The following is a 22443-nucleotide window of genomic DNA, read 5'->3' as shown; positions in this document are numbered from 1 at the left end:
GCTGCGGCGATTTATTCGTAGCGCAGCGCTTCCGCCGGCGCAATCTGCGCGGCGCGCCAGGCCGGGAACAGGGTTGCCAGCAGGCTCATGGCTACCGCTGCGGTCAGTACTACGACCGCATCCGCGGTGCGGAATTCAGATGGCAGGAAGCTGACGAAAAACACACGCGGGTCGAAGATTTTGAAACCCAGCAGGTTTTCCAGCCAGCTGACCATTTCGGTCAGGTTGAGTGCAATCAGGATGCCCAGCGCCGCGCCGATAAATGCGCCGATGACGCCGATGGCGCTGCCCTGCACCACGAACACCGACATGATCTGCCGCGAGGTGAGCCCGAGGGTGCGCAGCACGGCGATATCCGAGCGCTTGTCGGCCACCATCAACACCAGCGCAGAGACAATATTGAACGCGGCCACGGCGACGATAATCATCAGCATCAGCGTGACTACGGTTTTTTCCATTTTCACCGCCTGGAACAGGCTGCCCTGCGAGTGGCTCCAGTCTTCGCCGGTGAAGCCATCGCCAAGTTTGTGCGCGTAGCCGCCCACCCGCCCCAGCGCGTTGTCCATATCGTCGAAGCGCAGCTGCAGGCCCTGCACGCGCCCGGGCATGTGCAGCAGCCGTGCGGCGTCTTCGATATTGATAATCGCCATGGTCTGGTCCACCTGCGCGCCCACGGCGAAAACACCAGCCACGGTGAAGCGCTTGGTGCGCGGGAAGATACCCGCCGGAGTCACCACCACCTGAGGCAGTGTCAGCACCACGCTATCGCCAGGAATCACGTTCAGCTGGCGCGCCAGGATGCGCCCCACCACGATCTTGTAGCTGCGCGGCTTGAGCACATCGAGGCTGCCCATCAGCATATGTTCGCCGACCGTGGACACCTTGCGCAGCGCCTTGGGATCCACGCCCTCAAACTGTACGCCGTGGCTGCTGCCGTTGGCGCCGAGCAGTGCGTAACCGCGCACGAACGGACTCGCCGCCTGCACGTGCGGCTCCTGCACCAGCTGTGCGGCGGCGCCGTGCCAGTCTTTGAGACCGCCCTCCTTCTGCACAAAGCCGTGCGGGATCACACTGAGAATGCGGGTCTTCAGCTCCCGATCGAAACCGTTCATGACCGAGGTGACCACAATCAGCGCCATCACACCGAGGGCCATACCCAGCAGGGAGAAGCCATTGATAAAGGAAATAAACTGCTGGCGGCGGCGGGCGGCCACGTAGCGCAGGCCGATAAAAAGGGGAACTGGTTTTAGCATGAGGGTGATTTAATCGGAAAAAGGCCAAGAAATCCAAGGGTTTGGACACACCTTTGGCCAATTTGCTCCGCGGCCACGCCCTCAGCGCTCGTTATATTTCAGCAGCGCTGCGTCGAGCCGCTGGATATCCGCATCGCTCCAGCCCCCGGGCTGGGTCAGTGCGCGCCAGGCGCGGACGTAGTCCTTGGGCGCATAGCTGTGCCCGTAGCCCATCGGCGCGATGCCGGCGTGCATGTCCGCGGCCAGCTGCAGCATGGTGACGACGGGATACCACTGCAGATCGTTGGACACATCCGGCCCCCGCGGCGGATCCATCCAGGCGGGTTTGCGGTACAGCGCCTGCGGCTCGAAGAACACGATCGGATCGCTGGCGTGCTGCAGGTAGGCGATGCGGAAATGGCTCCAGGGTACGGTGCCCTTGTCGTAACCGCCGAACTGATTGCCGAAGCGCACGATACCGCCACCGCGAAAGCGCGGCAGCCACGCCGGCGAGCCGGGATCGCGGTGGGCGGTGACATCGCGCCAGGTGTCGCTGCGGAACGGCGGCCCGGTCCACAGGGCGCCGTCGAAAGGATCGTTGATGATGTCGTAGAAATCGAAAGAGCGGTCGGAGTTGAGCGCGCCCAGGCTCAGGCCGAACAGGTATAGCTTTGGCCGTGTTGTCTTGGGCAGGCGGTGCCAGTAGCCGTAGATTGCCTGAAACAGCGCCTGCGCCGTCTCCAGCCCGTAGGCATTCTCGGTCATCAGCGCGATCGGGCTGGGCAGGTAGGAATACTGGGCCGCCACACTGGCGATATCGCCGCGGTGCAGGTACTCCACCGAATTGATACCGCCGGGGTCCACCCAGCCGGTCCCGGTGGGCGTGATCAGCACCAGGACCTTGCGCTCGAAGCCGCCGACCCGCTTCAGCTCGTCCAGCGCGAGCTGCGCGCGCTGCTGCGGTGTGTCCGCCGCATTCAGGCCCACGTAGACACGGATTGGCTGCTTGGCGCTGCCGGTCACCGCGCCGATCTGCGCGGCGGTGGGCCCCAGTGCCAGGTAACGCCGCCCCTGATGCCCCATATCCTGCCAGCGCACCAGTGAATCCGCCCCGCCCGGCTTGTGCGGATCCTTGGGCGGCGGCATATCCGGAGCGATGCGCGCGTCCAACTTCTGGTAGGCCGAGTCTACGAAGTGCAGCGCCGAGGTCAGCAGGACATCGTCGATAATGGTCCAGAACAGCGCTATGGCCGCCACCAGGCCGAGCAGCAGCGAGATGCGCCGCGGTATGCGGTGCTCCAGCTTGCGCGACAGCCAGTAGAACAGGCGGCGAAACAGCCGCGCGATCCCCAGCAACAGCAGAAATACCAGCGCGGCAATCACCGCCACGGTCAGCGGTCGCACGCCGGACACCAGCTCCATGCCCATGGCCGCGCGCACCGAGTCCTGCCACTTGCTGGCCTGCAGCAGGAAGCCCAGCGCAATCAGCAGACTCAGCGCCGCGGCGCCCCAGCGCCACCAGCGCGCGCTGCGCTCAGCGGGCAGCGGCAGCTCCAGGTAGCGCCACAGCCAGCACAGAAAGACCCCCACGCCGTAGCCACAGGCGAAGGAAAAGCCGGAAATCACCCCCTGGACGATATCGCTGCGCGGGATCAGCGAGGGCGTTAGCGACACCGCCAGAAACAGCGTGCCCACCAGCAAGCCCGGTATGGAGAAAAATTGACCGATGCGCATTCCCTGCCACCCGCACAACCCTGTATGAATCTCAGGCTAGCACAGCGGGCAGCCACAGCTGCCGGTAGCGCCGGGCCAATCGCCAGCCGTCAGCGACGAGAAAAACGTGAAGAACGGCCAGTGTTTGGGCACAATATCTGTTTTAATGAGCCCCAAATAACGAGGACCTGGAGAAGGAACCATGTTCAGCAGATTCCGCCGCTTCCCCCACTTCGCCAGCGCCGTGCTGCTGGTACTGGCCGCCGGCGCCCAGGCAGAAAACCTGGAGGTACCGGTCGGCGCCCAGGGCGACAAGTCCTATATAGAAGAGATGCGCGGCCTGAAAAAAGACCAGGTAACCGCGCGCCTCGGCAAGCCCATCAGCGTTCAGGGCCCGGTCGGCGACCCGGCCATCACCCGCTGGGAATACCCGGACTTCTATGTGTATTTTGAGTGGGATACCGCGCTGCACACGGTCAAGAAGCCGAAACAGCAGGGCTGAGCCCAACCGGCGTCAACCGCCCGAGGCTTTCCCCCTCCCCCGCCGCACTGCGGCGATCACAGCGGGCGGGTGATTGTCTGCCGGATTCCGGGAGCGCCAAGATGCTTGTCGCTCCCGATACCCATAAAAAAAGCCGCCGGCAGTGCCGGCGGCTTTTTTTTGTTCCCCCGTAGACACAACATTTACCAGCAAACCATCATGAGACGCGGTTACGGTTACGCCTCTGGTCTTCGTGGAATTGCGTTTTAGTCCGCTCCCAGCGTGTCTTGTCGGCCACTATCCGGATATTTTGCACAGAAGCCTGGTTGTAATACATCCAGTCCGACAGTTCGATATTGTTCTGTGTGCCGGCGTAATAACGCATGCGGAAACGGCGGATAAACTGGTTGGGAATTGCCAGGAAGGCGACTTCCCGCCCCGGGGTCACATTCGCGACTTCGAAGCACTGATGGCCATTTTTATCGAACTCATAAATAAAACCGGAGATCAGGCGGCCGGCCGGATCGTGGATATAGTAATAGCGTTTCGGACAGTACATGATGTTGTACCAGGCAAAGCGGGCAACCAGGTTGACATCGGAGGTGCTGGAGATCACCTGGTTGGACGCACCGGTGCCCAGATGCGGATCGAAGCGATTGGTGTCGAACATTTTCGGGCAGAAACCTCCGGCCTGCCAGAGCATGGCCGGCGGGCGTGTGTCGCCACGGTACAGTCGGTTCGGCGCCTGATGCAGATTAAAGCCACTGCGACTGAAGCGGTAGCTGTACATGGCCAACGGGATATCCGTCCCGTTATTGATATTTGCGATCGCCTGGGTTTCAGAGGCGGCGGCCTCCGTGCTCTGCCGATACCAGCAATAGGCGCCACCCATCAGGGTCATGATGGCGTTGCGGCGGCGGTTTATGCCGTTGATATCGAGCCGCTGGTTCGGTGCCGAGGGATTGAAACCGGTACTCCAGGTATAGAGCACCCGCAACAGGCGCTCGGAAGTGACGGCGATACGCAGGTAGTCCAACGTGCGAATCCGGCTGGCAGCGGCGACCTGCACATCGATACTACTCAAACCGTCATTCGAGCGGCTGTGGCTGAATCCCGCGCGTGAGTTGCGCTGAAAATCTGTCGCATAGGCGTGAAACGCCTGCGGCGGACTGCACGTGGTCTGGATAGTATCGGCCTGGGTGAGCGTACGAATGTAGTGATCGATGTTGGGAGGCAACATAAAAAATCCTTGTTTTTATTTTTCCTTTGAACTCCATCGGCGCCAGCCATGAAACCTCACCGGAACCGAGATCGCTGCGCGTGACAACAATCGCCCTATTTATACCACTTCCGGGCGCAAAATCTGCACTGGATCCGGGCGAAATTTGCCCCAATGGCGGCATAAGAATTACGCGCAGCTGCGACAGCACTCAACTTTTCACACGCTGCATTTGCAGCGGGGAACTACAGAACTTGGTAGAAAAAAATCGACTAGCCAGGAAGGACATGCATAAAAAAACCGCCGAAAATAGTCGGCGGTTTTTCATCGGAGGAAGGCTGCTGAGTCAGTAGAGAAATGTTGCGGTGCCGGTTGCCAGCAGTTCCTGCGCATCGTTGTGCAGTTCCATCCGCGTTACCACCAGTTTGTTGCCGGTGCGCAGAATGGCGCCGTGACAGACAAACTGCTCCCCCCTGCCCGGCTTCAGGTAATCCACCCGCATATCCACGGTGCCTAATTTGGACAACCGCTCAATTTTTTCCTGCGAGGAGATGTTCCCCATCCGCTGGTAGGCGGCCACCATCGCGGTGAGCCCACCGACGGTGTCCAGCGCGGTGGCCATGACACCGCCGTGCAGAATGTTCTGCCACGGGTTGCCGATCAGTTCCGGGCGCAGATCGAACTGCGCCGACAGGGTGAGCTTTTCCAGATCCAGGTCCCGCATCTTCAGGCCGATCTGGCGATTGAAGGGAATCTGCTCGAAAAAGCCCCGCACCAGTTCGCGGAATTCGCTCGGCGAAGGTACCGTCACAGGCGCGCGACCCGGTTCAGACCGTCCAGTGCGGCACTGCGATAGGCCTCCGCCATGGTCGGATAGTTGAAGGTGGTGTTGACGAAGAAATCGATGGTGTTGTTCGGCGCCGGCTGCTTCATGATCGCCTGGCCGATATGCACGATCTCCGCTGCCTCGGCACCGAAGCAATGGATGCCGAGGATTTCGCGGGTTTCGATATGGAACAGGATCTTCAGCATCCCCACGCGCTCGTTGGAAATCTGCGCGCGCGCCGTGTGCTTGAACAGCGCCCGGCCCACTTCATAGGGCACCTTGGAGGCGGTCAGTTCCGACTCGGTTTTCCCCACGGAAGAGATTTCCGGCAGGGTATAGATACCGGTGGGCGCATCCTCCACCACCCGGTGGCCGCGGCCGGCAATCGCAGCGGCCACGGCGCGGCCCTGGTCGTAGGAGGCACTGGCGAGGCTCGGCCAGCCGATCACGTCGCCCACGGCGAAGATGTTCTCGACATCGGTGCAGTAGTGCTCGTCCACCGCCAGCTGGCCGCGGTGGTTGGCTTCCAGGCCGACGTGGTCGAGGCCCAGGCTACCCGTGTTACCGGAGCGGCCGTTGCACCACAGCAGCGCGTCGGCGTGGATACGCTTGCCGGACTGCATTTCCATGATCACACCGCGATCGGTGGGAACCACTTTGGCGTACTCCTCGCGGTGGCGTACCGTCACGCCCATATCGCGCAGGTGGTAGCTGAGCGCATCGGAGATCTCGTCGTCGAGAAACTCCAGCAGGCTGTCGCGAGTGTTGATCAGGTCCACCTTGACGCCCAGGGCGGCAAAGATCGAGGCGTACTCACAGCCGATCACACCGGCGCCATAAATCATGATCGAGTGCGGCGTGTGCTGCATGTCGAGAATGGTGTCGCTGTCGTACACCCGCGCGTGGTCGAAGTCCACATCCGCCGGGCGGTACGGGCGCGAGCCAGTGGCGATCACGAATTTGTCGGAGGTGATGATTTCGCTGGCGCCGTCCGGCAGTTGCACCTGCAGACTGTTGGCATCGCGGAACTCGGCTTCGCCGATGATCAGTTCGACGCGATTGCGTGCGTAGAAACTGGTGTGCATTTCCACCTGGAAGGAAATCACCTTGTTGACCGTCTGCATCACCTGCGGGAACGTCAGCCGGCGCGGTTCGCCCAGCGCGCGGAACACCGGCTGGGTGTTGTAGCGCATCAGCTGCTTGACGGCGTGGCGCAGAGCCTTGGAGGGAATAGTGCCCTTGTGGGTGCAGTTGCCCCCAACCACTGAATGTTTTTCGATAACCGCCACGCGCATGCCTTTCTTGGCGGCGCTCATGGCGGCGGCTTCACCGGCGGGGCCGGAGCCGATCACTACCAGGTCGAATTTCTGCTCTGCCATCTGTTAGCTCTATTTTATTCGTTCAATTTAATAGGCAGGTAGGGTGCGCGATGCGCACCTTACCACTCCCCCCAGCATTAGCAGCCTGCGGGCGGGGATCAACGCTTGGTCGCGTCGTAGGCCAGGTCGTCGGCCTCGGCCAGGCGCGCCAGGCGCTCCTGCTCTTTCTTGCACGCGTCGTCATCGCCACCGCAGATCTCACAGCCGTCTTTCAGGCCCAGATTGTTGAGACCGCCGCAGGAGCCCTTCAACGGCTTGTTCTGCACAATGGCACCGAGGGCCATGCCGACGATCACCAGGGCAATGGCGATAAAAGCAAACACAAATACGATCATTTGGACTTCTCCAGATAGGGGGCGAAGGCATTGCTGCTGCGCTCTTCAAATCCGCTGTCAGTTTTGACCAACATGAATACGGCCAGACCTTCCCTCTCTGCCAATTTTAATCCAGCGTCGGCGCCAAGCACATTCAGCGCGGTAGCCAGACCATCCGCCTCGGCGCAGTCATCGGCGATGACCGTGACCGACGCCAGCCGATGCTGCAACGGGCGGCCGGTGCGCGGGTCGATGGTGTGGGCGTAGCGCACACCATTGCGCTCATAGTAGTTGCGATAGTCACCGCTGGTGGCAACCGCCTTGCCGCTGATGGCGATCGGTTCCTGCACCGCGCGACCGCCCGGGTCCGGACGCTCGACGCCAATGCGCCAGTCGACGCCCTGGGCGTTTTTACCCAGCGTGCGCAGCTCGCCGCCGATCTCCACCAGGTAGTTGTGAATGCCCTGCTTTTCCAACAGCTCGGCAACCCGATCGACGCCGTGGCCCTTGGCGATAGCGGACAGGTCGAGCTCCACCGGGCGGCTGCGGGTAATGCGATCCGGATTGCGCTGCACGGTGAGCGCGTCGGAACCGACGATCTTGTCCAGCCGCGCGATATCCGCGTCGGAAGGCACGTTTTCCGGCTCCGGCTGCGGACCGAAACCCCACAGGTTCACCAGCGGGCCCACGGTAATATCGAAGGCACCGCCGCTGCGGCGATAGATATCCAGCGCCTTGTCCACCACCAGGGCCAGGTGCGCACTGACCGGCACCGGCTTGCCTACCGGACCGCGGTTGAAGCGCATCAGTTCGGAGTCGTCGATATAGGTCGACATCTCCTGGTTGACCTGCTTCAGCTCGGTATCGATCTGCTGTTGCAGCGCCGTCTTGTCGAGGCCCGCGGGCGCGTCCACCACCGTGATGTGGTAAGTAGTGCCCATGGTGCGGCCGGACAGCAGCCAGTCATGCGGTGCCGCTGTGCAGGCACCCAGAAATAATACAAACCCGAAAACCAAAAACAGGGCCGGAGTGAGCGGCCCTGTTTTTGTTGTTATCGGCTTGCGGATTGCGATTTGCAATTTAACGCCTCCGATTAGCCACCAAAGTCATCCAGCAGGATGTTGTCATCTTCAACACCCAGGTCCTTCAGCATATTGATGACCGCTGCGTTCATCATGGGCGGCCCGCACATGTAGTACTCGCAGTCTTCCGGCGCCGGGTGATCCTTGAGGTAGTTCTCGTAGACCACGTTGTGGATGAAGCCGGTGTAGCCGCTCCAGTTGTCTTCCGGTTGCGGATCGGACAGCGCTACATGCCACTGGAAGTTATCGAACTCGTCCTGCAGGCCGTTGTAGTCATCTTCGTAGAACATCTCGCGCAGGGAGCGGGCGCCGTACCAGAAGCTGATCTTGCGCTTGCTGTGCAGGCGCTTGAGCTGGTCGAAGATGTGCGAGCGCATCGGCGCCATGCCGGCACCACCGCCAATGAACACCATTTCGTTGTCGGTGTCTTTGGCGAAGAACTCGCCGAAGGGACCGTATACCCTGATGGTGTCGCCCGGCTTCAGGCTGAAGACGTAGGAAGACATCTGGCCCGGCGGCACACCTTCGGTGCGCGGCGGCGGGGTAGCGATACGGATGTTGAACTTAACAACGCCCTTCTCTTCCGGGTAGTTGGCCATGGAATAGGCGCGCACCACCGGCTCGGTGACCTTGGATTCCAGCTTGAAGAAGCCGAAATTTTCCCAGTCGCCGCGGTACTCTTCCTCGATATCAAAATCGGAGAATTTCACGTGGTGGGCCGGCGCTTCCAGCTGCACGTAACCGCCAGCGCGGAAGTCGACGTTTTCGCCTTCCGGCAGCTTCAGGGTCAGCTCTTTGATGAAGGTAGCCACGTTGGGGTTGGATTCCACAGTGCATTCCCACTGCTTCACACCGAACACCTCTTCGGGCACTTCGATTTCCATGTCCTGCTTCACTGCCACCTGGCAAGACAGTCGCTTGCCCTCTTTCGCATCGCGCGGGGTGAAGTGAGCGGCTTCGGTCGGCAGCATGTCGCCACCGCCGGAAACCACTTTACACACGCACTGGGCGCAGCTGCCACCGCCGCCACAGGCGGAGGCCAGGAACAGGTTGTTAGCCGCCAGTGTCTGCAGCAGCTTGCCGCCGGCCGGCACGGTGAGGGTCTTCTCACCGTTGACCAGGATGTTGACGTCGCCGGTGTTCACCAGGCGCGAGCGGGCAGCGAGAATTACCGCCACCAGCGCCAGCACGATGACGGTAAACATGACTACGCCGAGGATAATTTCAATATTCATAGTGATCCATTTCCCCCGCTTAGAGTGCGATACCGCCGAAAGACATGAAGCCCAGGGACATCAGACCAACGGTAATGAAGGTGATACCCAGTCCTTTCAGGCCTTTCGGTACATCGCTGTACTTCAACTTTTCACGGATACCTGCCAGGGCGAGGATCGCCAGCGCCCAGCCGGCACCGGCGCCGAAACCGTAGGCGACACTCTCACTGAAGTTGTACTCGCGCTCAACCATGAACAGGGACGCACCCATGATGGCGCAGTTCACGGTAATCAGCGGCAGGAACACACCGAGAGCGTTGTACAGCGACGGCATGAACTTATCCAGGAACATTTCCAGGATCTGTACCAGCGCGGCGATAACGCCGATGTAGGACAGCAGGCCGAGGAAGCTCAGATCCACATTCGGGAAGCCGGCCCAGGCCAGCGCACCGTCTTTCAGCAGGTAGGTGTAGATCAGGTTGTTGACCGGCACGGTCAGGGTCAGTACCACAACCACCGCCACACCGAGACCGACGGCCGCTTCGATCTTCTTCGACACGGCCATGAAGGTACACATGCCGAGGAAGAAGGCCAGCGCCATGTTCTCGATAAAGACAGCGCGGACGACCAGAGAAATCAGATGTTCCATGATTAGGCCTCCTGCGGCAGCGCTTTGGTGTTGGAAGTGATCTCGAATTCATTCTCCTCACGCTGGCTCGGCTTCCAGGTGCGCAGGCCCCAGATGATCAGACCGATCAGGAAGAAGGCAGACGGCGGCAGCAGCAGCAGGCCGTTGGGCACGTACCAGCCACCGTTGTTCACGGTCTGCAGAATCTCGACACCGAACAGCTTGCCGGAACCGAACAGCTCGCGGATAAACGCCAGGGTCAGCAGCATGGCGCTGTAACCGAGGCCGTTACCGATACCGTCGAGGAAGCTATCGACCGGGCCGTTCTTCATTGCGAAGGCTTCGGCGCGGCCCATCACGATACAGTTGGTGATGATCAGGCCGACGAATACCGACAGCTGCTTGGAGATGTCGTAAGCCACCGCCTTGAGCACCTGGTCCACCACGATTACCAGTGATGCAATCAGGGTCATCTGCACGATGATACGGATGCTGTTGGGGATATAGCTGCGCACCAGCGACACGGCCATGCTGGAGAAGGCCGTTACCAGGGTCAGCGCAATCGCCATCACCATACTGACTTTGAGCGAGCTGGTCACCGCCAGCGCGGAGCAGATACCGAGGATCTGCAGCGCGATGGGGTTGTTATTGAAGACCGGCTCGAACAGGGTCTCTTTCAATTTCATGGATTATGCCTCCCCTGCTTTCAGGTTTTTCAGGAAGGGACCAAAACCCTGTTGGCCCAACCAGAAGTGCAGCAGATTATTGACGCCATTGCTTGTCAGGGTCGCACCGGACAGCGCGTCCACCTGGTGCACCGCCTTCGGGCTGTTCGGGTTTACGCCGCCCTTGACCAGGTCGATGGCCACGGAACCGTTGTCTCCGAACACCTTCTTGCCCGGCCACTTGGCCTTCCACAGCGGGTTGTCCACCTCACCGCCGAGTCCGGGGGTTTCCTTCTGGTCGTAGAAGCCCAGTCCGGCAACGGTATTCAGGTCGCTGTCCAGGGCGAGGAAGCCGTAGAGGGTACTCCACAGGCCATAACCGCGCACCGGCAGTACGATCTTGTCCAGCTTGCCGTCTTTCTCCACCAGATAAACCTCGGAGATATTCTCCTCGCGGATGATCTTGGCAATGTCGTCGTCCGGATTCAGCTTCTTGCTCGCGTCCGGGATCTTGGCCGCCTTGCGACCACTGCCGCCGGCGGGTTTCTGATCGGTGAACTTGCCGGTGGCGAGATCCACATAGCGCTTTTTCACCGAGGAGAACGCGCTTTCCACCTGGGCCTTGCTGGCCTTGGGATCAGTGATCAGGCCTGCGGCCATCAGCACATTGCGCTTCATGTCCAGCTGCACGTTGGCTTCCTGGCGCGGCTTGAGCACGACCGCTGCGGTGGCAACCACCACCGAGCAGACGATACACAGGACCAGGGCAACCAGCAGCGTACCTTTTACGGAATCTTTATTAGCCACGTGCCAACCTCCGTTTGATATGGGACTGCACCACGAAGTAGTCAAACAGCGGCGCGAACAGGTTGGCAAACAGGATTGCCAACATCATGCCTTCCGGGAAGGCCGGGTTCGCCACCCGGATCAAGACACACATAAACCCGATCAGGATGCCGTAGAACCAGCGACCGGTATCGGTCATGGAGGCGGAAACCGGGTCGGTGGTCATGAAGACCAGGCCGAAGGCGAAACCGCCCACTACCAGATGCCAGTACCAGGGCACATTGAACATCGGGTTGGTGTCGGAACCGATAAAGTTGAACAGCGTCGCGGTGGCCATCATGCCCAGCAGGGTGCCGGCGATGATGCGCCAGCTGGCGATCTTCATGAACACCATGATGGCGCCGGCGATCAGGATCGCCAGGGTCGAGGTCTCACCGATGGAGCCCTGCATGTTGCCGAAGAAGGCGCTGAACCAGCTCAGGTTGCCGCCGTCCATGCCGCCAGTGCCAACGACGCCGTTCTGGATGCCGTTACTGGCCATGGAGGACAGCGCGGTAGCACCGGTGTAACCGTCGACTGCAGTCCACACCGAGTCACCGGACATGGAGGCCGGATAGGCGAAGAACAGGAAGGCACGGCCGGACAGGGCCGGGTTCATGAAGTTCTTGCCGGTACCGCCGAAGACTTCCTTGCCGATGACCACACCGAAGCTGATGCCCATTCCCACCAGCCACAGGGGCAGATCGGGCGGACAGGACAGTGCGAACAGGATGGAGGTCACGAAGAAACCTTCGTTGACTTCGTGGCCGCGCACCGCCGCGAACAGCACTTCCCAGAAGCCACCCACCACAAAAGTGATGAAGTAGATCGGCAGGAAGTAGGCTGCACCGTAGACCAGGTTGTCCCAGACGCTGCCCGGATTGTGGCCGGCCAGCGCACCAATGATGGCCTGGCGCCAGCCGGTCAGTTCCGGGTTGCTCATGCCTTCGATGATGGTGTTGGCCTGGAAGCCGACGTTGTACATGCCGTAGAACATCGGGATCAGGGCACAGGCCCACACGGTGATCATGATGCGCTTCAGGTCAATGCCGTCACGCACATGCGCCGTGGTTTTAGTAGTGTCCGCGGGCTGGAAGAAACCGGTATCGATGGCTTCGTACAGCGCGTAGAACTTTTCGTATTTGCCGCCCTTGTGGAAGTGCGGTTCGATGGAATCGAGGAATTTACGCAACATCCTTAACCCTCCTTCTCAATACGGGTCAGGTTGTCCCGCAAAATGGGGCCGTATTCGTACTTGCCCGGGCACACGAAGGTGCACAGCGCCAGATCTTCTTCGTCCAGCTCCAGTACACCGAGTTTCTGCGCGGTGGCGGTGTCACCGACGATCAGTGCGCGCAGCAGCTGGGTCGGCAGCACGTCCAGCGGCACAACGCGCTCGTAGGTGCCGATCGGCATCAGCGCGCGCTCGGAACCATTGGTGCTGGTGGTAAAGTTGAAGCGACGGTTCTTGAACAGGCGCGACAGGTAGATCGGCAGGATCGAGAAGCGCTTGTTGCCGGCACGCATGTAGTGCAGGAACGGACGCTCGCGGCCCTCTTCCAGCACGGACACCTGGCTGTCGTAGCGACCCAGGTAGGCCAGCGGGCCAGCGGCGGTGTTGCCGCCGAACACGGAACCGGAAATCACGCGGTTGTCGCTGCCCTGCAGCTCACCGGCGGTCAGTTCGTCCAGGCTGGCACCCAGGCGGGTACGCAGCAGGCGCGGCTTCTCGACGCGCGGACCAGCGAGGGATACGACGCGATCGGTGAACAGCTTGCCGGTGGCAAACAGCTGGCCCACGGCGATCACGTCCTGGTAGCCGATCGTGAACACGCTGCGACCGGGCTTGACCGGGCTCAGGAAGTGAATGTGGGTGCCACTCAGGCCCGCCGGGTGCGGGCCGGCAAACGTCTCGTGACGGATGTTGCCAGCGCTCGGTACCGGGATATCGGCGTCCGGTGCGCTGCAGACATAGGTGGTGTCTGCCAGCTTGGAGAGGATCTCCACGCCCTGGGCGAAGGCATCGCGCTGCTCGGCGATGATCACCCCCGGGTCGGCCGCCAGCGGATTGGTATCCATGGCGTTGATGAACAGCGCCGCCGGCTGCGCCTCGGGAGACGGCACCTTGCTGTACGGGCGGGTACGCAGTGCGGTCCACAGGCCGGACTCAATCAGGTTCTGAACCACCTGGTCACGGCTCAGGCCACCGAGCTGCTCTGCACTGTAGGTAGCGAACTGCTCAGCTTCGTCGCCTTCGATCTCGATGACTACGGACTGCAGCACGCGGCGAGCACCGCGATTGATCGCTACGACGCGACCGGCAGCCGGTGCGGTGTAACGCACGCCTTCGGTCTTCTTGTCGGTAAACAGCAGCTGTCCGAGTTTGACGCTGTCCCCCTCAGCCACCGCCATGGTCGGCTTCATCCCGTGATAATCGGGGCCGAGCACTGCGACGGTCTTGAGTGCAGGTCCATCATGGATGGCCTGCTCGGGCGCGCCGGTTATGGGTAAATCCAATCCCCGACGGATCTTTCTCATACGCCTATGCCTAAGTTTCTAGTTTGAAAAATATGCAACAGCGGCACTTCATCCGACGGCACGGCATGTGACTCTCCACGCCCGGATTGCAGTGTCACTGTTTCAGGAATTCCCACATTGCGGGGGCTTACAGCCGTTTTCGCCCGGAGGTCGGGCAAGGAGGAAGCTAACTTCTCGGCGCACGGCGGCCCCGCCAAAATCGCGCGCATTATAAAGATGGGGCGTACGTTTTACCAGTGCGAAAGCGGGATATTGCGCCCGATGGTAGGAAAATTTTGCTGAAAAAACAGGGATTTGGGAGGAGATCACCGCGCGGGGCCAGGCAGCCCCACGCGGCTGCAGACCACCCCCCGGGGGCGGCCCGCACCGACGCTAAAATGGCGCCTCAGTCACTTTTCGGGAACAGCTTGTAGCGCACGCCAGCCATGTCCTCGAGGCAGCGCACCACCTGGCAGCTGTAGCCGAATTCGTTGTCGTACCAGCAGTACAGCACCGCGTTCTTGCCATCGACGATGGTGGCGATGGCGTCGAACACGCAGGCGCGACGGGAGCCGACAAAGTCGCTGGACACCACTTCCGGGGAGTTGGTGTAGTCGATCTGCTGGCGCAGCGGCGAGTGCAGCGCCACATCGCGCATGTACTCGTTCAGCTCATCCTTGGTGGTCTCCTGCTCCAGGTTCAGGTTCAGGATCGCCATGGACACGTTCGGGGTCGGCACGCGGATGGCGTTGCCGGTCAGCTTGCCCTTCAGCGACGGCAGCGCCTTGGACGCGGCCTTGGCGGCCCCGGTCTCGGTCAGCACCATGTTCAGTGCGGCCGCGCGGCCACGGCGCTCACCCTTGTGGTAGTTGTCGATCAGGTTCTGGTCGTTGGTGTAGGAGTGCACGGTTTCCACGTGGCCGTGCTCGACACCGTACTTGTCCATCACCGCCTTCAGCACCGGCACGATGGCGTTGGTGGTACAAGAGGCCGCGGACAGGATTTTGTCTTCCGGCTGGATGTCGCCGTTGTTGATGCCGTAGACGATATTCTTCAGGTCGCCCTTGCCCGGGGCGGTCAGCAGCACCTTGTCGGCGCCCTTGCTCTCCAGGTGCTGGGACAGGCCTGCCTCGTCGCGCCACACCCCGGTGCTGTCAACGACGATGGCGTTGTGAATGCCGTGGGCGGTGTAGTCCACTTCCTGCGGCGAGTTGGCGTAGATCACCTTGATCTCGTTGCCGTTGCAGATCAGCGAGCTGGTTTCCTCATCCACGCGGATGGTGCCCTTGAAGGCGCCGTGCACAGAGTCGCGGCGCAGCAGGGAGGCGCGCTTGACCAGGTCGTTGTCGGCCTTGCCCTTGCGCAGCACGATGGCACGCAGGCGCAGCACATCGCCACTGCCGGCCTTTTCGATCAACAGGCGCGCCACCAGGCGGCCGATACGGCCGAAACCGTAGATAACCACGTCGCGCGGCTCCGGAATCGGGGTGCCGGCACCCTCGGCGTCGGCCAGCTCTTCCTTGACGAACTGGTCCACAGACAGGCCGCGGTCGTCGCGCATGTATTTGTTGGTCAGGGTGCCCAGGTCGATATGCACCGGGCCCAGGTCCAGCTTGCAGATGGCTTCCAGAACCGGGAAAGTTTCCCACTCGGACAGTTCGTTCTCCTCGACCTGACGCACGAAGCGGTGCGCCTTCATAATGGAGAGCACGGAGCGGTTTACCAGGTTGCGGCCATACATATAGACCCCGACATTGCGCTCACGGTTGAGCTTGCCAATCATCGGGATCATGGATTCGGCCAGCGCTTCGCGCTCCTTCCAGTCCTTGAAAAAGTCCGCGGGCTTCGGTCGCTTCTGAGTCACAGTCAGACACCTCTGCAATCTGTTGAATAGGCAGGAATATCGCGGCTTTGGGGGGAGACCCCAGCCGCGTGGCGCGGAATATAAGCATTGCCCCGGAGCCGCGCAACCGCACAAAAAAACATCAAAATATTGTAGTTAAACTACCAATATCGCTGCCGCCAGAGCCCCGATCATCTGCCCCCTCACCCCCTCTCGCCGGAGCCCTTCGCGACCGCTTGCGAACGGTTGTTCTGCACACTGTTTCGTTCACCGCTACAATAGCGTCCCTCGAGCCGACCCCCGACTAAAAAGCGCGGATTTATTAGGAAAGATGACCGATTTACACCCTCTGACACCCCCGGAATTCCGCTCTGCGAGTGATCGCCAGTACTGGGGCCAGCTGCATGGCGCCGCTGCCGCACTGGCGATCCTGAATGCCGCCCGCGCCGCCTCCGGGCCCACCCTGCTGGTGACCCGCGACAGCCTCGAAGCGCACCGACTCGAGGTGCAGCTGAAATTTTTTAACAAGCCGCGGCGAGATAGCGACGGCGACGAGGCGCTGGAAATCTTCCATTTCCCCGACTGGGAAATCCTCCCCTACGACACCTTCTCGCCGCACCAGGACATCATCTCCGATCGCCTCGCCACCCTGTACCGTCTGCCGCAGATGGGCCGCGGTATCGTCATCGTGCCGGTGAGCACACTGATGCACCGGCTGCCGCCGCGGGATTACGTGGCCGGCAACGCACTGATCCTGCAGGAGGGTCAGCAATTCGACATGAACACCCAGCGCCGCCTGCTCGAGCAGGCCGGCTACCACTGCGTAGACACCGTGTATGAACACGGTGAATTCGCCGTGCGCGGCGCGCTGATGGATATCTTTCCGATGGGCAGCCCCCTGCCCTACCGCATCGACCTGTTCGACGACGAGATCGAATCCCTGCGCACCTTCGACCCGGAGACCCAGCGCACCGTGGACAAGGTCGCACGCATCGAGCTGCTGCCGGCGCGCGAATTCCCGCTGCACAAGGCGGCCCAGGCCGAGTTCCTGCAGAACTGGCACGAGCAGTTCGACAGTGACCCAAGCCTGGTGCCCCTGTATCAGGACATCAACGCCGGCATCGCCCCGGCGGGTATCGAGTACTACCTGCCGCTGTTTTTCCGCGGCCACTGCGCCAGCCTGTTCGACTACCTGCCGGACCGCAGCATCGCGTTCCTGCACGGCGACATCCAGCCGGCGCTGGAGAACTTCTGGCGCGAGGTGGGCAACCGCTACGAGAGCCGCCGCGGCGACCTGACCCGGCCACTGCTGCCGCCACGGCAGATACTGTTGGACGTGGCCGAGGTGAACGGCGCCCTGAAATCCATGCCGCGGGCCATCTTCTCCGCCGAGACGCTGCCGGAAGCCCAGGGCAACCACAATTTCGCCACCCAGGCGCCGCCGCAGCTGCCGGTAGACGGCAAGTCCGACCAGCCGCTGGCGGCGCTGGAAGCCTATCTGATGGACTTCAGCGGCCGCGTACTCTTCTGTGCGGAGAGTGGCGGCCGGCGCGAATCGCTGCTGGAACTGTTGCGCGGTATCCGCCTGCAGCCGGAAACCTTTGCCAGCTGGCGGGACTTCGCCGCCAGCGACGCGGCCTTTGGTATTACCGTGGCGCCGCTGGACCAGGGCATGCTGCTGGCGGAGCCGGCGCTGAACCTGATTGCCGAACCACAGCTGTTCGGCGAGCGGGTGCTGCAGCAGCGCCGGCGCAAGAAGGCCAAGGACGACGCTGACAACGCGATCAAAAACCTGGCCGAGCTGCGCATCGGCGCGCCGGTGGTCCATATCGACCATGGGGTCGGCCGCTACCGCGGCCTGCAGCGCCTCGACATCGACGGCCAGGCGGCAGAGTTCCTGACCCTGCAATACGCCAGCGAGGCCAAGCTCTACGTGCCGGTGGCCAGCCTGCACCTGATCAGCCGCTACTCCGGCGCCGACGAGGCGCTGGCGCCGCTGCACAAGATGGGCAGCGAGCAGTGGCAGAAAGCCAAACGCAAGGCCGCGGAGAAGGTCCGCGACGCCGCCGCCGAGCTGCTGGACATCTACGCCCGCCGCGAGGCGCGCGTCGGTCACGCGTTTGCCAATCCCGGCCTGGCCTATCGCGAGTTCGCCGCCGGCTTCCCGTTCGAGGAGACCCCGGACCAGCAGCAGGCGATCGAGGCCGTGGTCGCGGATATGCTTTCGGAAAAACCGATGGATCGCCTGGTCTGCGGCGATGTCGGCTTCGGAAAAACCGAAGTCGCCATGCGTGCGGCCTTCGTCGCCGCCCACGCCGGTAAACAGGTGGCCATGCTGGTACCCACCACCCTGCTGGCGCAGCAGCACTATCAATCGTTCCGCGACCGCTTCGCCGACTGGCCGCTCAATATCGAAGTGATCTCGCGCTTCCGCTCCGGCAAGGAGATCGACAGCATCAAGGAGAAGGTGACCAGCGGCGCCGTGGATATCCTCGTCGGCACGCACAAGCTGTTGCAGAGCGACCTGGACTTCCACAACCTGGGCCTGCTGATCATTGATGAGGAACACCGCTTCGGCGTGCGCCAGAAGGAGCGCCTGAAGAGCCTGCGCGCCGAGGTAGATATCCTCAACCTCACCGCCACGCCAATTCCGCGCACGCTGAATATGGCCATGGCCGGCATCCGCGATCTGTCGGTGATCGCCACGCCGCCGGCGCGGCGCCTGTCGGTGAAGACCTTTGTGCGCGAGCGCGACAACGCGCTGATCAAGGAGGCGATCCTGCGCGAGATCCTGCGCGGCGGCCAGGTGTACTTCCTGCACAACGAGGTCAAGAGCATCGAGCGCATCGCACGGGAACTGGGCGAACTGGTGCCCGAGGCGCGTATCGGTATCGGCCACGGGCAGATGCGCGAGCGTGAGCTGGAACAGGTCATGAGCGACTTCTACCACAAGCGCTTCAACGTATTGGTGTGCACTACCATTATCGAGACCGGCATCGACGTGCCCAGCGCCAACACCATCGTGATCGAGCGCGCCGACAAGTTCGGCCTGGCCCAGCTGCACCAGCTGCGCGGCCGCGTGGGGCGCTCCCACCACCAGGCTTACGCCTACCTGCTGACCCCCAACAAGCGCGCCATGACCGCCGACGCCGTCAAGCGCCTCGAGGCCATCACCGAGGCCCAGGACCTGGGCGCCGGCTTCACCCTGGCCACCCACGACCTGGAGATCCGCGGTGCCGGCGAACTACTCGGCGAGGAACAGAGCGGCCAGATTCAGAGCGTCGGCTTCACCCTGTATATGGAAATGCTCGACCAGGCGGTAAAGGCCATTCGCGAGGGCAAGACGCCGAATATCGACGAACCGCTGGAATCGCCGGCGGTGGACGTGAACCTGCGTATACCGGCACTGATCCCGGAGGACTACCTGCCGGACGTGCACGGCCGCCTGATGATGTACAAGCGCATCGCCAACGCCGCGGACAGCGCCGAACTGCGGGAACTGCAGGTGGAGATGATCGACCGCTTTGGTTTGCTGCCGGAGCCGCTCAAGCACCTGTTCCGCACTACCGAGATCAAACTGGCCGCGGAAAAGATGGGCATCCGCAAGCTGGAGGCCTCTGCGGCGCGGGGACGTATCGAATTTGCGGAGAATACCCGGGTTGATCCACTGACATTGGTTAAAATGGTGCAGACCGAACCCGGCCGCTACCAGCTCGCCGGCGCCAACCACTTGAGCTTCGCCCTCGACGAGGACGGCCCGGAACAGCGCCTGCAGCAGGTATCCGGTGTGTTGGATCGGCTGGCGCAGTGATACTATTTACCTACTGATTAACAGGGGCCATCCATGGCCCCTATTAATCGTCGCCCGCGCAATGCTTGATCGCAGCTGCGCGGAGCTGCTGGCATTTCGCGGGCTCGCGCCGGCGGTGCCGGCGGCGGCACTTCCGTGTGCCGCGACACTGACGACCTGCAGGGGCCATCCATGGCCCCTGTTAATCGTCGCCCGCGCAATGCTTGATCGCAGCTGCGCGGAGCTGCTGGCATTTCGCGGGCTCGCGCCGGCGGTGCCGGCGGCGGCACTTCCGTGTGCCGCGACACTGACGACCTGCAGGGGCCATCCATGGCCCCTGTTAATCGTCGCCCGCGCAATGCTTGATCGCAGCTGCGCGGAGCTGCTGGCATTTTGCGGGCTCGCGCCGGCGGTGCCGGCGGCGGCACTTCCATGTGCCGCTACACTGCCGACCGGCACAGGCACCATGACCTCTGCCTGTCTTCGCCAGCGGAATGCTTTCACCGAGCTGCTGGCATTGCACAGGCTGCCGATAACGACAGACACAAACAGATAACGATTACAGCGGTAACGACATGACCAGAACCCTCAAACTGTGCTCCGCACTGCTGCTGGCACTGGCGGCGGCAAGTGCCAATGCAGTCAACTACGCCGGCACACCCTTCGAGATCGAGATGATCGTGTTCAGCCGCACCCAGGGCATGGACAAGTCCGGAGAGACCTGGCCGGCGGCGCCGAAGCTGCAGTACCCTCAGCGCTGGGTGGACTTTCACTCGCAGAAAAATGGTCTACCACTGCTGACCCAGGTGCCGACCCAGCTGAACAACAAGGTCGCCGCGCTGAATCGCAGCGGCAATTACAAGGTGCTGTTCCACCGCGCCTGGCAACAGGTGCTGCAGCAGAAACACCGCTCGCCCGCCATTGTTATCAGCGGCGGTGACAGCTACGGCGACCACCACCAGCTGGAGGGCACGATTACCGTAAGTGTGGCTCACTACCTGCATCTGAGCACCAACCTCTGGTACAACGAGTTCGATGGCACTGGCAACGACAACGTCGCGGGCTCCGGTGTGCTTGTGCCGGCGGTACCGCGGGCACCGCTCACCACGGCCAGCGCCAGTGACGAACCGATGAACCTGTCGGCCGGCGCCAGCCAATCGATCGCCACCGACATGCCCGCCTACGCCCGGCATGTGGCATTGCTGCAGGCCAAGCGCCGCCTGCGCAGTGGCGAGCTGCACTATTTCGACAACCCGCAATTCGGCGTTCTGATCGAAATTCGCAAAGTCGATCCCAGCGAAAACGCCGCAGGCAGCGACGCCTGAAACCGGCCCCGGCAGCCGGCGATTGCGCCCGCTGCCGGCTCCCCGCCACCCCTACTCCACTAAGCACCAGTTTCCGCAACCATGATTACCAACGACGCCATCATTCTCGGCATTCTCGCCGCTATTCTCGGCTTGGTCTTTTACACCGCCGGCAGTGAACACCGCTTCTGGAAGCGCTTCTACCGCTTCGTCCCCGCCCTGCTACTGTGCTACTTCCTGCCGTCCCTGTTGACCACCTTCCACATCATCGATGCCAAATCGTCGCAGCTCTACTTTGTTGCCTCGCGCTATCTGCTGCCGGCAAGCCTGGTATTGCTGACACTCAGCATCGACCTGAAGGGCATCGTCAATCTCGGCCCCAAAGCCTTGATCCTGTTTCTGACCGGCACTGTGGGCATCGTGATCGGCGGCCCCATTGCGCTGCTGGTCATGTCGTGGATCGATCCGGACATCATCGGTGTCAGCGGACCGGAAGCGGTCTGGCGCGGCATGACCACCGTGGCCGGCAGCTGGATCGGCGGCGGCGCCAACCAGGCGGCGATGAAGGAAATCTTTGGCGTGGGCGGACAGATATTCTCCGCCATGGTGGCGGTGGACGTGATCTGCGCGAATATCTGGATGGCGGTACTGCTGGTCATGGCCGGCAACGCCAAAAAACTGGATGCGCGCACCGGGGCAGATACTTCCGCGATCACCACGTTGCGCGAAAACGTCGAGGCGATGCACAAGAAACACTCGCGCAACCCGACCCTGACCGACCTGATGCTGATTGCCGCAGTCGGTTTCGGCATTACCGCCATTGCCCACGCCTGCGCCGATCAGCTGGCGCCCTGGTTCCAGGACAACGCACCGCAACTGGCCCGCTTCAGCTTTACCAGCCAGTTCTTCTGGCTGATCGTAATCGCCACCACGCTCGGCATCGCCGCGGCGTTCTCCCCCGCCAAAAAACTCGAGGGTGCCGGTGCGTCGAAAGTGGGCTCGGTGTTTATCTATTTCCTGGTGGCAACTATCGGCACCCATATGGACATCACCGCGCTCAGCGACAGCCCCGAGCTGTTCCTGCTCGGCGCCATCTGGATGGCCGTGCACGCGGGGTTGATGCTGCTGGTGGCCAAATTGATCAAGGCCCCGACCTTTTTCATGGCGGTGGGCAGCCAGGCCAATGTGGGCGGCGCGGCATCGGCGCCGGTGGTCGCAGCGGCCTTTCACCCATCGCTGGCGCCGGTCGGCGTGCTCCTTGCAGTGATGGGTTATGCACTGGGCACCTACGCCGCCTGGTTCTGCGGCCAGCTGCTGCGCATGGTCGGCGGCGGCTGATCCGCCGCCCGCCAGGGCGCAACAACCCTGCTTGAGCGCAATAAAAAAGGCGAGCCAACTGGCTCGCCTTTTT

The 22443-nt window shown here is 62.0% G+C and carries 18 protein-coding genes; 4 read left to right on the top strand and 14 right to left on the bottom strand.

What is annotated here, in order from left to right:
• Positions 1-11: 11 nt before the first annotated feature.
• Both ABDK11_RS08760 and ABDK11_RS08755 read right to left on the bottom strand, forming a co-directional pair.
• Positions 12-1253: a lipoprotein-releasing ABC transporter permease subunit gene (locus ABDK11_RS08760; RefSeq protein WP_346839912.1), complete on the bottom strand. Its 1242-nt coding sequence runs from the start codon at positions 1251-1253 to the stop codon at positions 12-14.
• An 81-nt stretch (positions 1254-1334) separates the two neighbouring features.
• Positions 1335-2966 (bottom strand): alpha/beta-hydrolase family protein, encoded by a 1632-nt coding sequence (locus ABDK11_RS08755; RefSeq protein WP_346839911.1) that lies wholly within the window; start codon positions 2964-2966, stop codon positions 1335-1337.
• 181 nt (positions 2967-3147) lie between these two features.
• Here ABDK11_RS08755 and ABDK11_RS08750 point away from each other — a divergent pair, with 181 nt between their 5' ends.
• Complete coding sequence (locus ABDK11_RS08750) at positions 3148-3447, top strand: hypothetical protein (RefSeq protein WP_346839910.1); 300 nt, start codon at positions 3148-3150, stop codon at positions 3445-3447.
• 196 nt (positions 3448-3643) lie between these two features.
• Here ABDK11_RS08750 and ABDK11_RS08745 read toward each other — a convergent pair whose 3' ends face one another.
• The 12 genes from ABDK11_RS08745 to ABDK11_RS08690 all read right to left on the bottom strand — a co-directional run bounded on the left by ABDK11_RS08745 (position 3644) and on the right by ABDK11_RS08690 (position 15965).
• A complete protein-coding gene (locus tag ABDK11_RS08745; RefSeq protein WP_346839909.1) occupies positions 3644-4666 on the bottom strand; it encodes a hypothetical protein in 1023 nt (340 codons plus the stop codon).
• A 325-nt stretch (positions 4667-4991) separates the two neighbouring features.
• Complete coding sequence (locus ABDK11_RS08740) at positions 4992-5456, bottom strand: thioesterase family protein (protein ID WP_346839908.1); 465 nt, start codon at positions 5454-5456, stop codon at positions 4992-4994.
• On the bottom strand, positions 5453-6850 hold the full coding sequence (sthA, locus tag ABDK11_RS08735) for a Si-specific NAD(P)(+) transhydrogenase (protein WP_346839907.1): 1398 nt from the start codon (positions 6848-6850) through the stop codon (positions 5453-5455). The genes ABDK11_RS08740 and sthA overlap by 4 nt, the downstream gene beginning before the upstream one ends.
• Before the next feature lie 98 nt (positions 6851-6948).
• Entirely contained in the window at positions 6949-7185 is a 237-nt protein-coding gene (gene nqrM, locus ABDK11_RS08730; RefSeq protein ID WP_346839906.1) for a (Na+)-NQR maturation NqrM, read from the bottom strand.
• A complete protein-coding gene (locus ABDK11_RS08725; protein ID WP_346839905.1) occupies positions 7182-8105 on the bottom strand; it encodes an FAD:protein FMN transferase in 924 nt (307 codons plus the stop codon). Before ABDK11_RS08725 ends, nqrM begins: the two co-directional genes overlap by 4 nt.
• Positions 8106-8257: 152 nt before the next feature.
• The gene (gene nqrF / locus ABDK11_RS08720; protein ID WP_346839904.1) at positions 8258-9481 is read right to left on the bottom strand and encodes an NADH:ubiquinone reductase (Na(+)-transporting) subunit F; all 1224 of its coding nucleotides are present in this window, start codon (positions 9479-9481) and stop codon (positions 8258-8260) included.
• A 19-nt stretch (positions 9482-9500) separates the two neighbouring features.
• On the bottom strand, positions 9501-10109 hold the full coding sequence (gene nqrE / locus ABDK11_RS08715; RefSeq protein ID WP_346839903.1) for an NADH:ubiquinone reductase (Na(+)-transporting) subunit E: 609 nt from the start codon (positions 10107-10109) through the stop codon (positions 9501-9503).
• A gap of 2 nt (positions 10110-10111) precedes the next feature.
• Complete coding sequence (locus tag ABDK11_RS08710) at positions 10112-10774, bottom strand: NADH:ubiquinone reductase (Na(+)-transporting) subunit D (RefSeq protein WP_346839902.1); 663 nt, start codon at positions 10772-10774, stop codon at positions 10112-10114.
• A gap of 3 nt (positions 10775-10777) precedes the next feature.
• Complete coding sequence (locus ABDK11_RS08705; RefSeq protein WP_346839901.1) at positions 10778-11560, bottom strand: Na(+)-translocating NADH-quinone reductase subunit C; 783 nt, start codon at positions 11558-11560, stop codon at positions 10778-10780.
• Positions 11553-12773 carry an NADH:ubiquinone reductase (Na(+)-transporting) subunit B gene (locus ABDK11_RS08700; RefSeq protein WP_346839900.1) on the bottom strand — a complete coding sequence of 407 codons (1221 nt, stop codon included), beginning with the start codon at positions 12771-12773 and terminating at the stop codon, positions 11553-11555. Before ABDK11_RS08700 ends, ABDK11_RS08705 begins: the two co-directional genes overlap by 8 nt.
• Before the next feature lie 2 nt (positions 12774-12775).
• On the bottom strand, positions 12776-14116 hold the full coding sequence (locus ABDK11_RS08695; protein ID WP_346839899.1) for a Na(+)-translocating NADH-quinone reductase subunit A: 1341 nt from the start codon (positions 14114-14116) through the stop codon (positions 12776-12778).
• Positions 14117-14501: 385 nt separating this feature from the next.
• Positions 14502-15965 carry a glyceraldehyde-3-phosphate dehydrogenase gene (locus tag ABDK11_RS08690; RefSeq protein WP_346840188.1) on the bottom strand — a complete coding sequence of 488 codons (1464 nt, stop codon included), beginning with the start codon at positions 15963-15965 and terminating at the stop codon, positions 14502-14504.
• A 304-nt stretch (positions 15966-16269) separates the two neighbouring features.
• On the opposite strand from ABDK11_RS08690, the gene mfd reads away from it, so the two are divergent.
• The 3 genes from mfd to ABDK11_RS08675 all read left to right on the top strand — a co-directional run bounded on the left by mfd (position 16270) and on the right by ABDK11_RS08675 (position 22370).
• Positions 16270-19749, top strand: coding sequence for a transcription-repair coupling factor (gene mfd / locus ABDK11_RS08685; protein ID WP_346839898.1), 3480 nt, complete (start codon positions 16270-16272; stop codon positions 19747-19749).
• A gap of 554 nt (positions 19750-20303) precedes the next feature.
• Positions 20304-21053: a peptidoglycan binding protein CsiV gene (locus ABDK11_RS08680; protein WP_346839897.1), complete on the top strand. Its 750-nt coding sequence runs from the start codon at positions 20304-20306 to the stop codon at positions 21051-21053.
• An 81-nt stretch (positions 21054-21134) separates the two neighbouring features.
• On the top strand, positions 21135-22370 hold the full coding sequence (locus ABDK11_RS08675) for a DUF819 family protein (RefSeq protein ID WP_346839896.1): 1236 nt from the start codon (positions 21135-21137) through the stop codon (positions 22368-22370).
• Positions 22371-22443: the final 73 nt, after the last annotated feature.

The sequence above is a fragment of the Microbulbifer sp. SAOS-129_SWC genome (assembly GCF_039696035.1).
Classification (GTDB): Bacteria; Pseudomonadota; Gammaproteobacteria; order Pseudomonadales; family Cellvibrionaceae; genus Microbulbifer.
The sequence above is the reverse complement of the archived record's forward strand: the minus strand, read 5'-3'. Positions and strand labels throughout refer to the sequence as shown.

Excerpts from the sequence above, each read along its gene's own strand:
- nqrF (WP_346839904.1), bottom strand. The coding sequence starts at position 9,481 with ATGAATATTGAAATTATCCTCGGCGTAGTCATGTTTACCGTCATCGTG.
- nqrE (WP_346839903.1), bottom strand. The coding sequence starts at position 10,109 with ATGGAACATCTGATTTCTCTGGTCGTCCGCGCTGTCTTTATCGAGAAC.
- ABDK11_RS08745 (WP_346839909.1), bottom strand. The coding sequence starts at position 4,666 with ATGTTGCCTCCCAACATCGATCACTACATTCGTACGCTCACCCAGGCC.
- ABDK11_RS08760 (WP_346839912.1), bottom strand. The coding sequence starts at position 1,253 with ATGCTAAAACCAGTTCCCCTTTTTATCGGCCTGCGCTACGTGGCCGCC.
- ABDK11_RS08710 (WP_346839902.1), bottom strand. The coding sequence starts at position 10,774 with ATGAAATTGAAAGAGACCCTGTTCGAGCCGGTCTTCAATAACAACCCC.
- ABDK11_RS08675 (WP_346839896.1), top strand. The coding sequence starts at position 21,135 with ATGATTACCAACGACGCCATCATTCTCGGCATTCTCGCCGCTATTCTC.
- ABDK11_RS08680 (WP_346839897.1), top strand. The coding sequence starts at position 20,304 with ATGACCAGAACCCTCAAACTGTGCTCCGCACTGCTGCTGGCACTGGCG.
- sthA (WP_346839907.1), bottom strand. The coding sequence starts at position 6,850 with ATGGCAGAGCAGAAATTCGACCTGGTAGTGATCGGCTCCGGCCCCGCC.
- ABDK11_RS08695 (WP_346839899.1), bottom strand. The coding sequence starts at position 14,116 with ATGAGAAAGATCCGTCGGGGATTGGATTTACCCATAACCGGCGCGCCC.
- nqrM (WP_346839906.1), bottom strand. The coding sequence starts at position 7,185 with ATGATCGTATTTGTGTTTGCTTTTATCGCCATTGCCCTGGTGATCGTC.
- ABDK11_RS08725 (WP_346839905.1), bottom strand. The coding sequence starts at position 8,105 with ATGGGCACTACTTACCACATCACGGTGGTGGACGCGCCCGCGGGCCTC.
- ABDK11_RS08750 (WP_346839910.1), top strand. The coding sequence starts at position 3,148 with ATGTTCAGCAGATTCCGCCGCTTCCCCCACTTCGCCAGCGCCGTGCTG.
- ABDK11_RS08755 (WP_346839911.1), bottom strand. The coding sequence starts at position 2,966 with ATGCGCATCGGTCAATTTTTCTCCATACCGGGCTTGCTGGTGGGCACG.
- ABDK11_RS08700 (WP_346839900.1), bottom strand. The coding sequence starts at position 12,773 with ATGTTGCGTAAATTCCTCGATTCCATCGAACCGCACTTCCACAAGGGC.
- mfd (WP_346839898.1), top strand. The coding sequence starts at position 16,270 with ATGACCGATTTACACCCTCTGACACCCCCGGAATTCCGCTCTGCGAGT.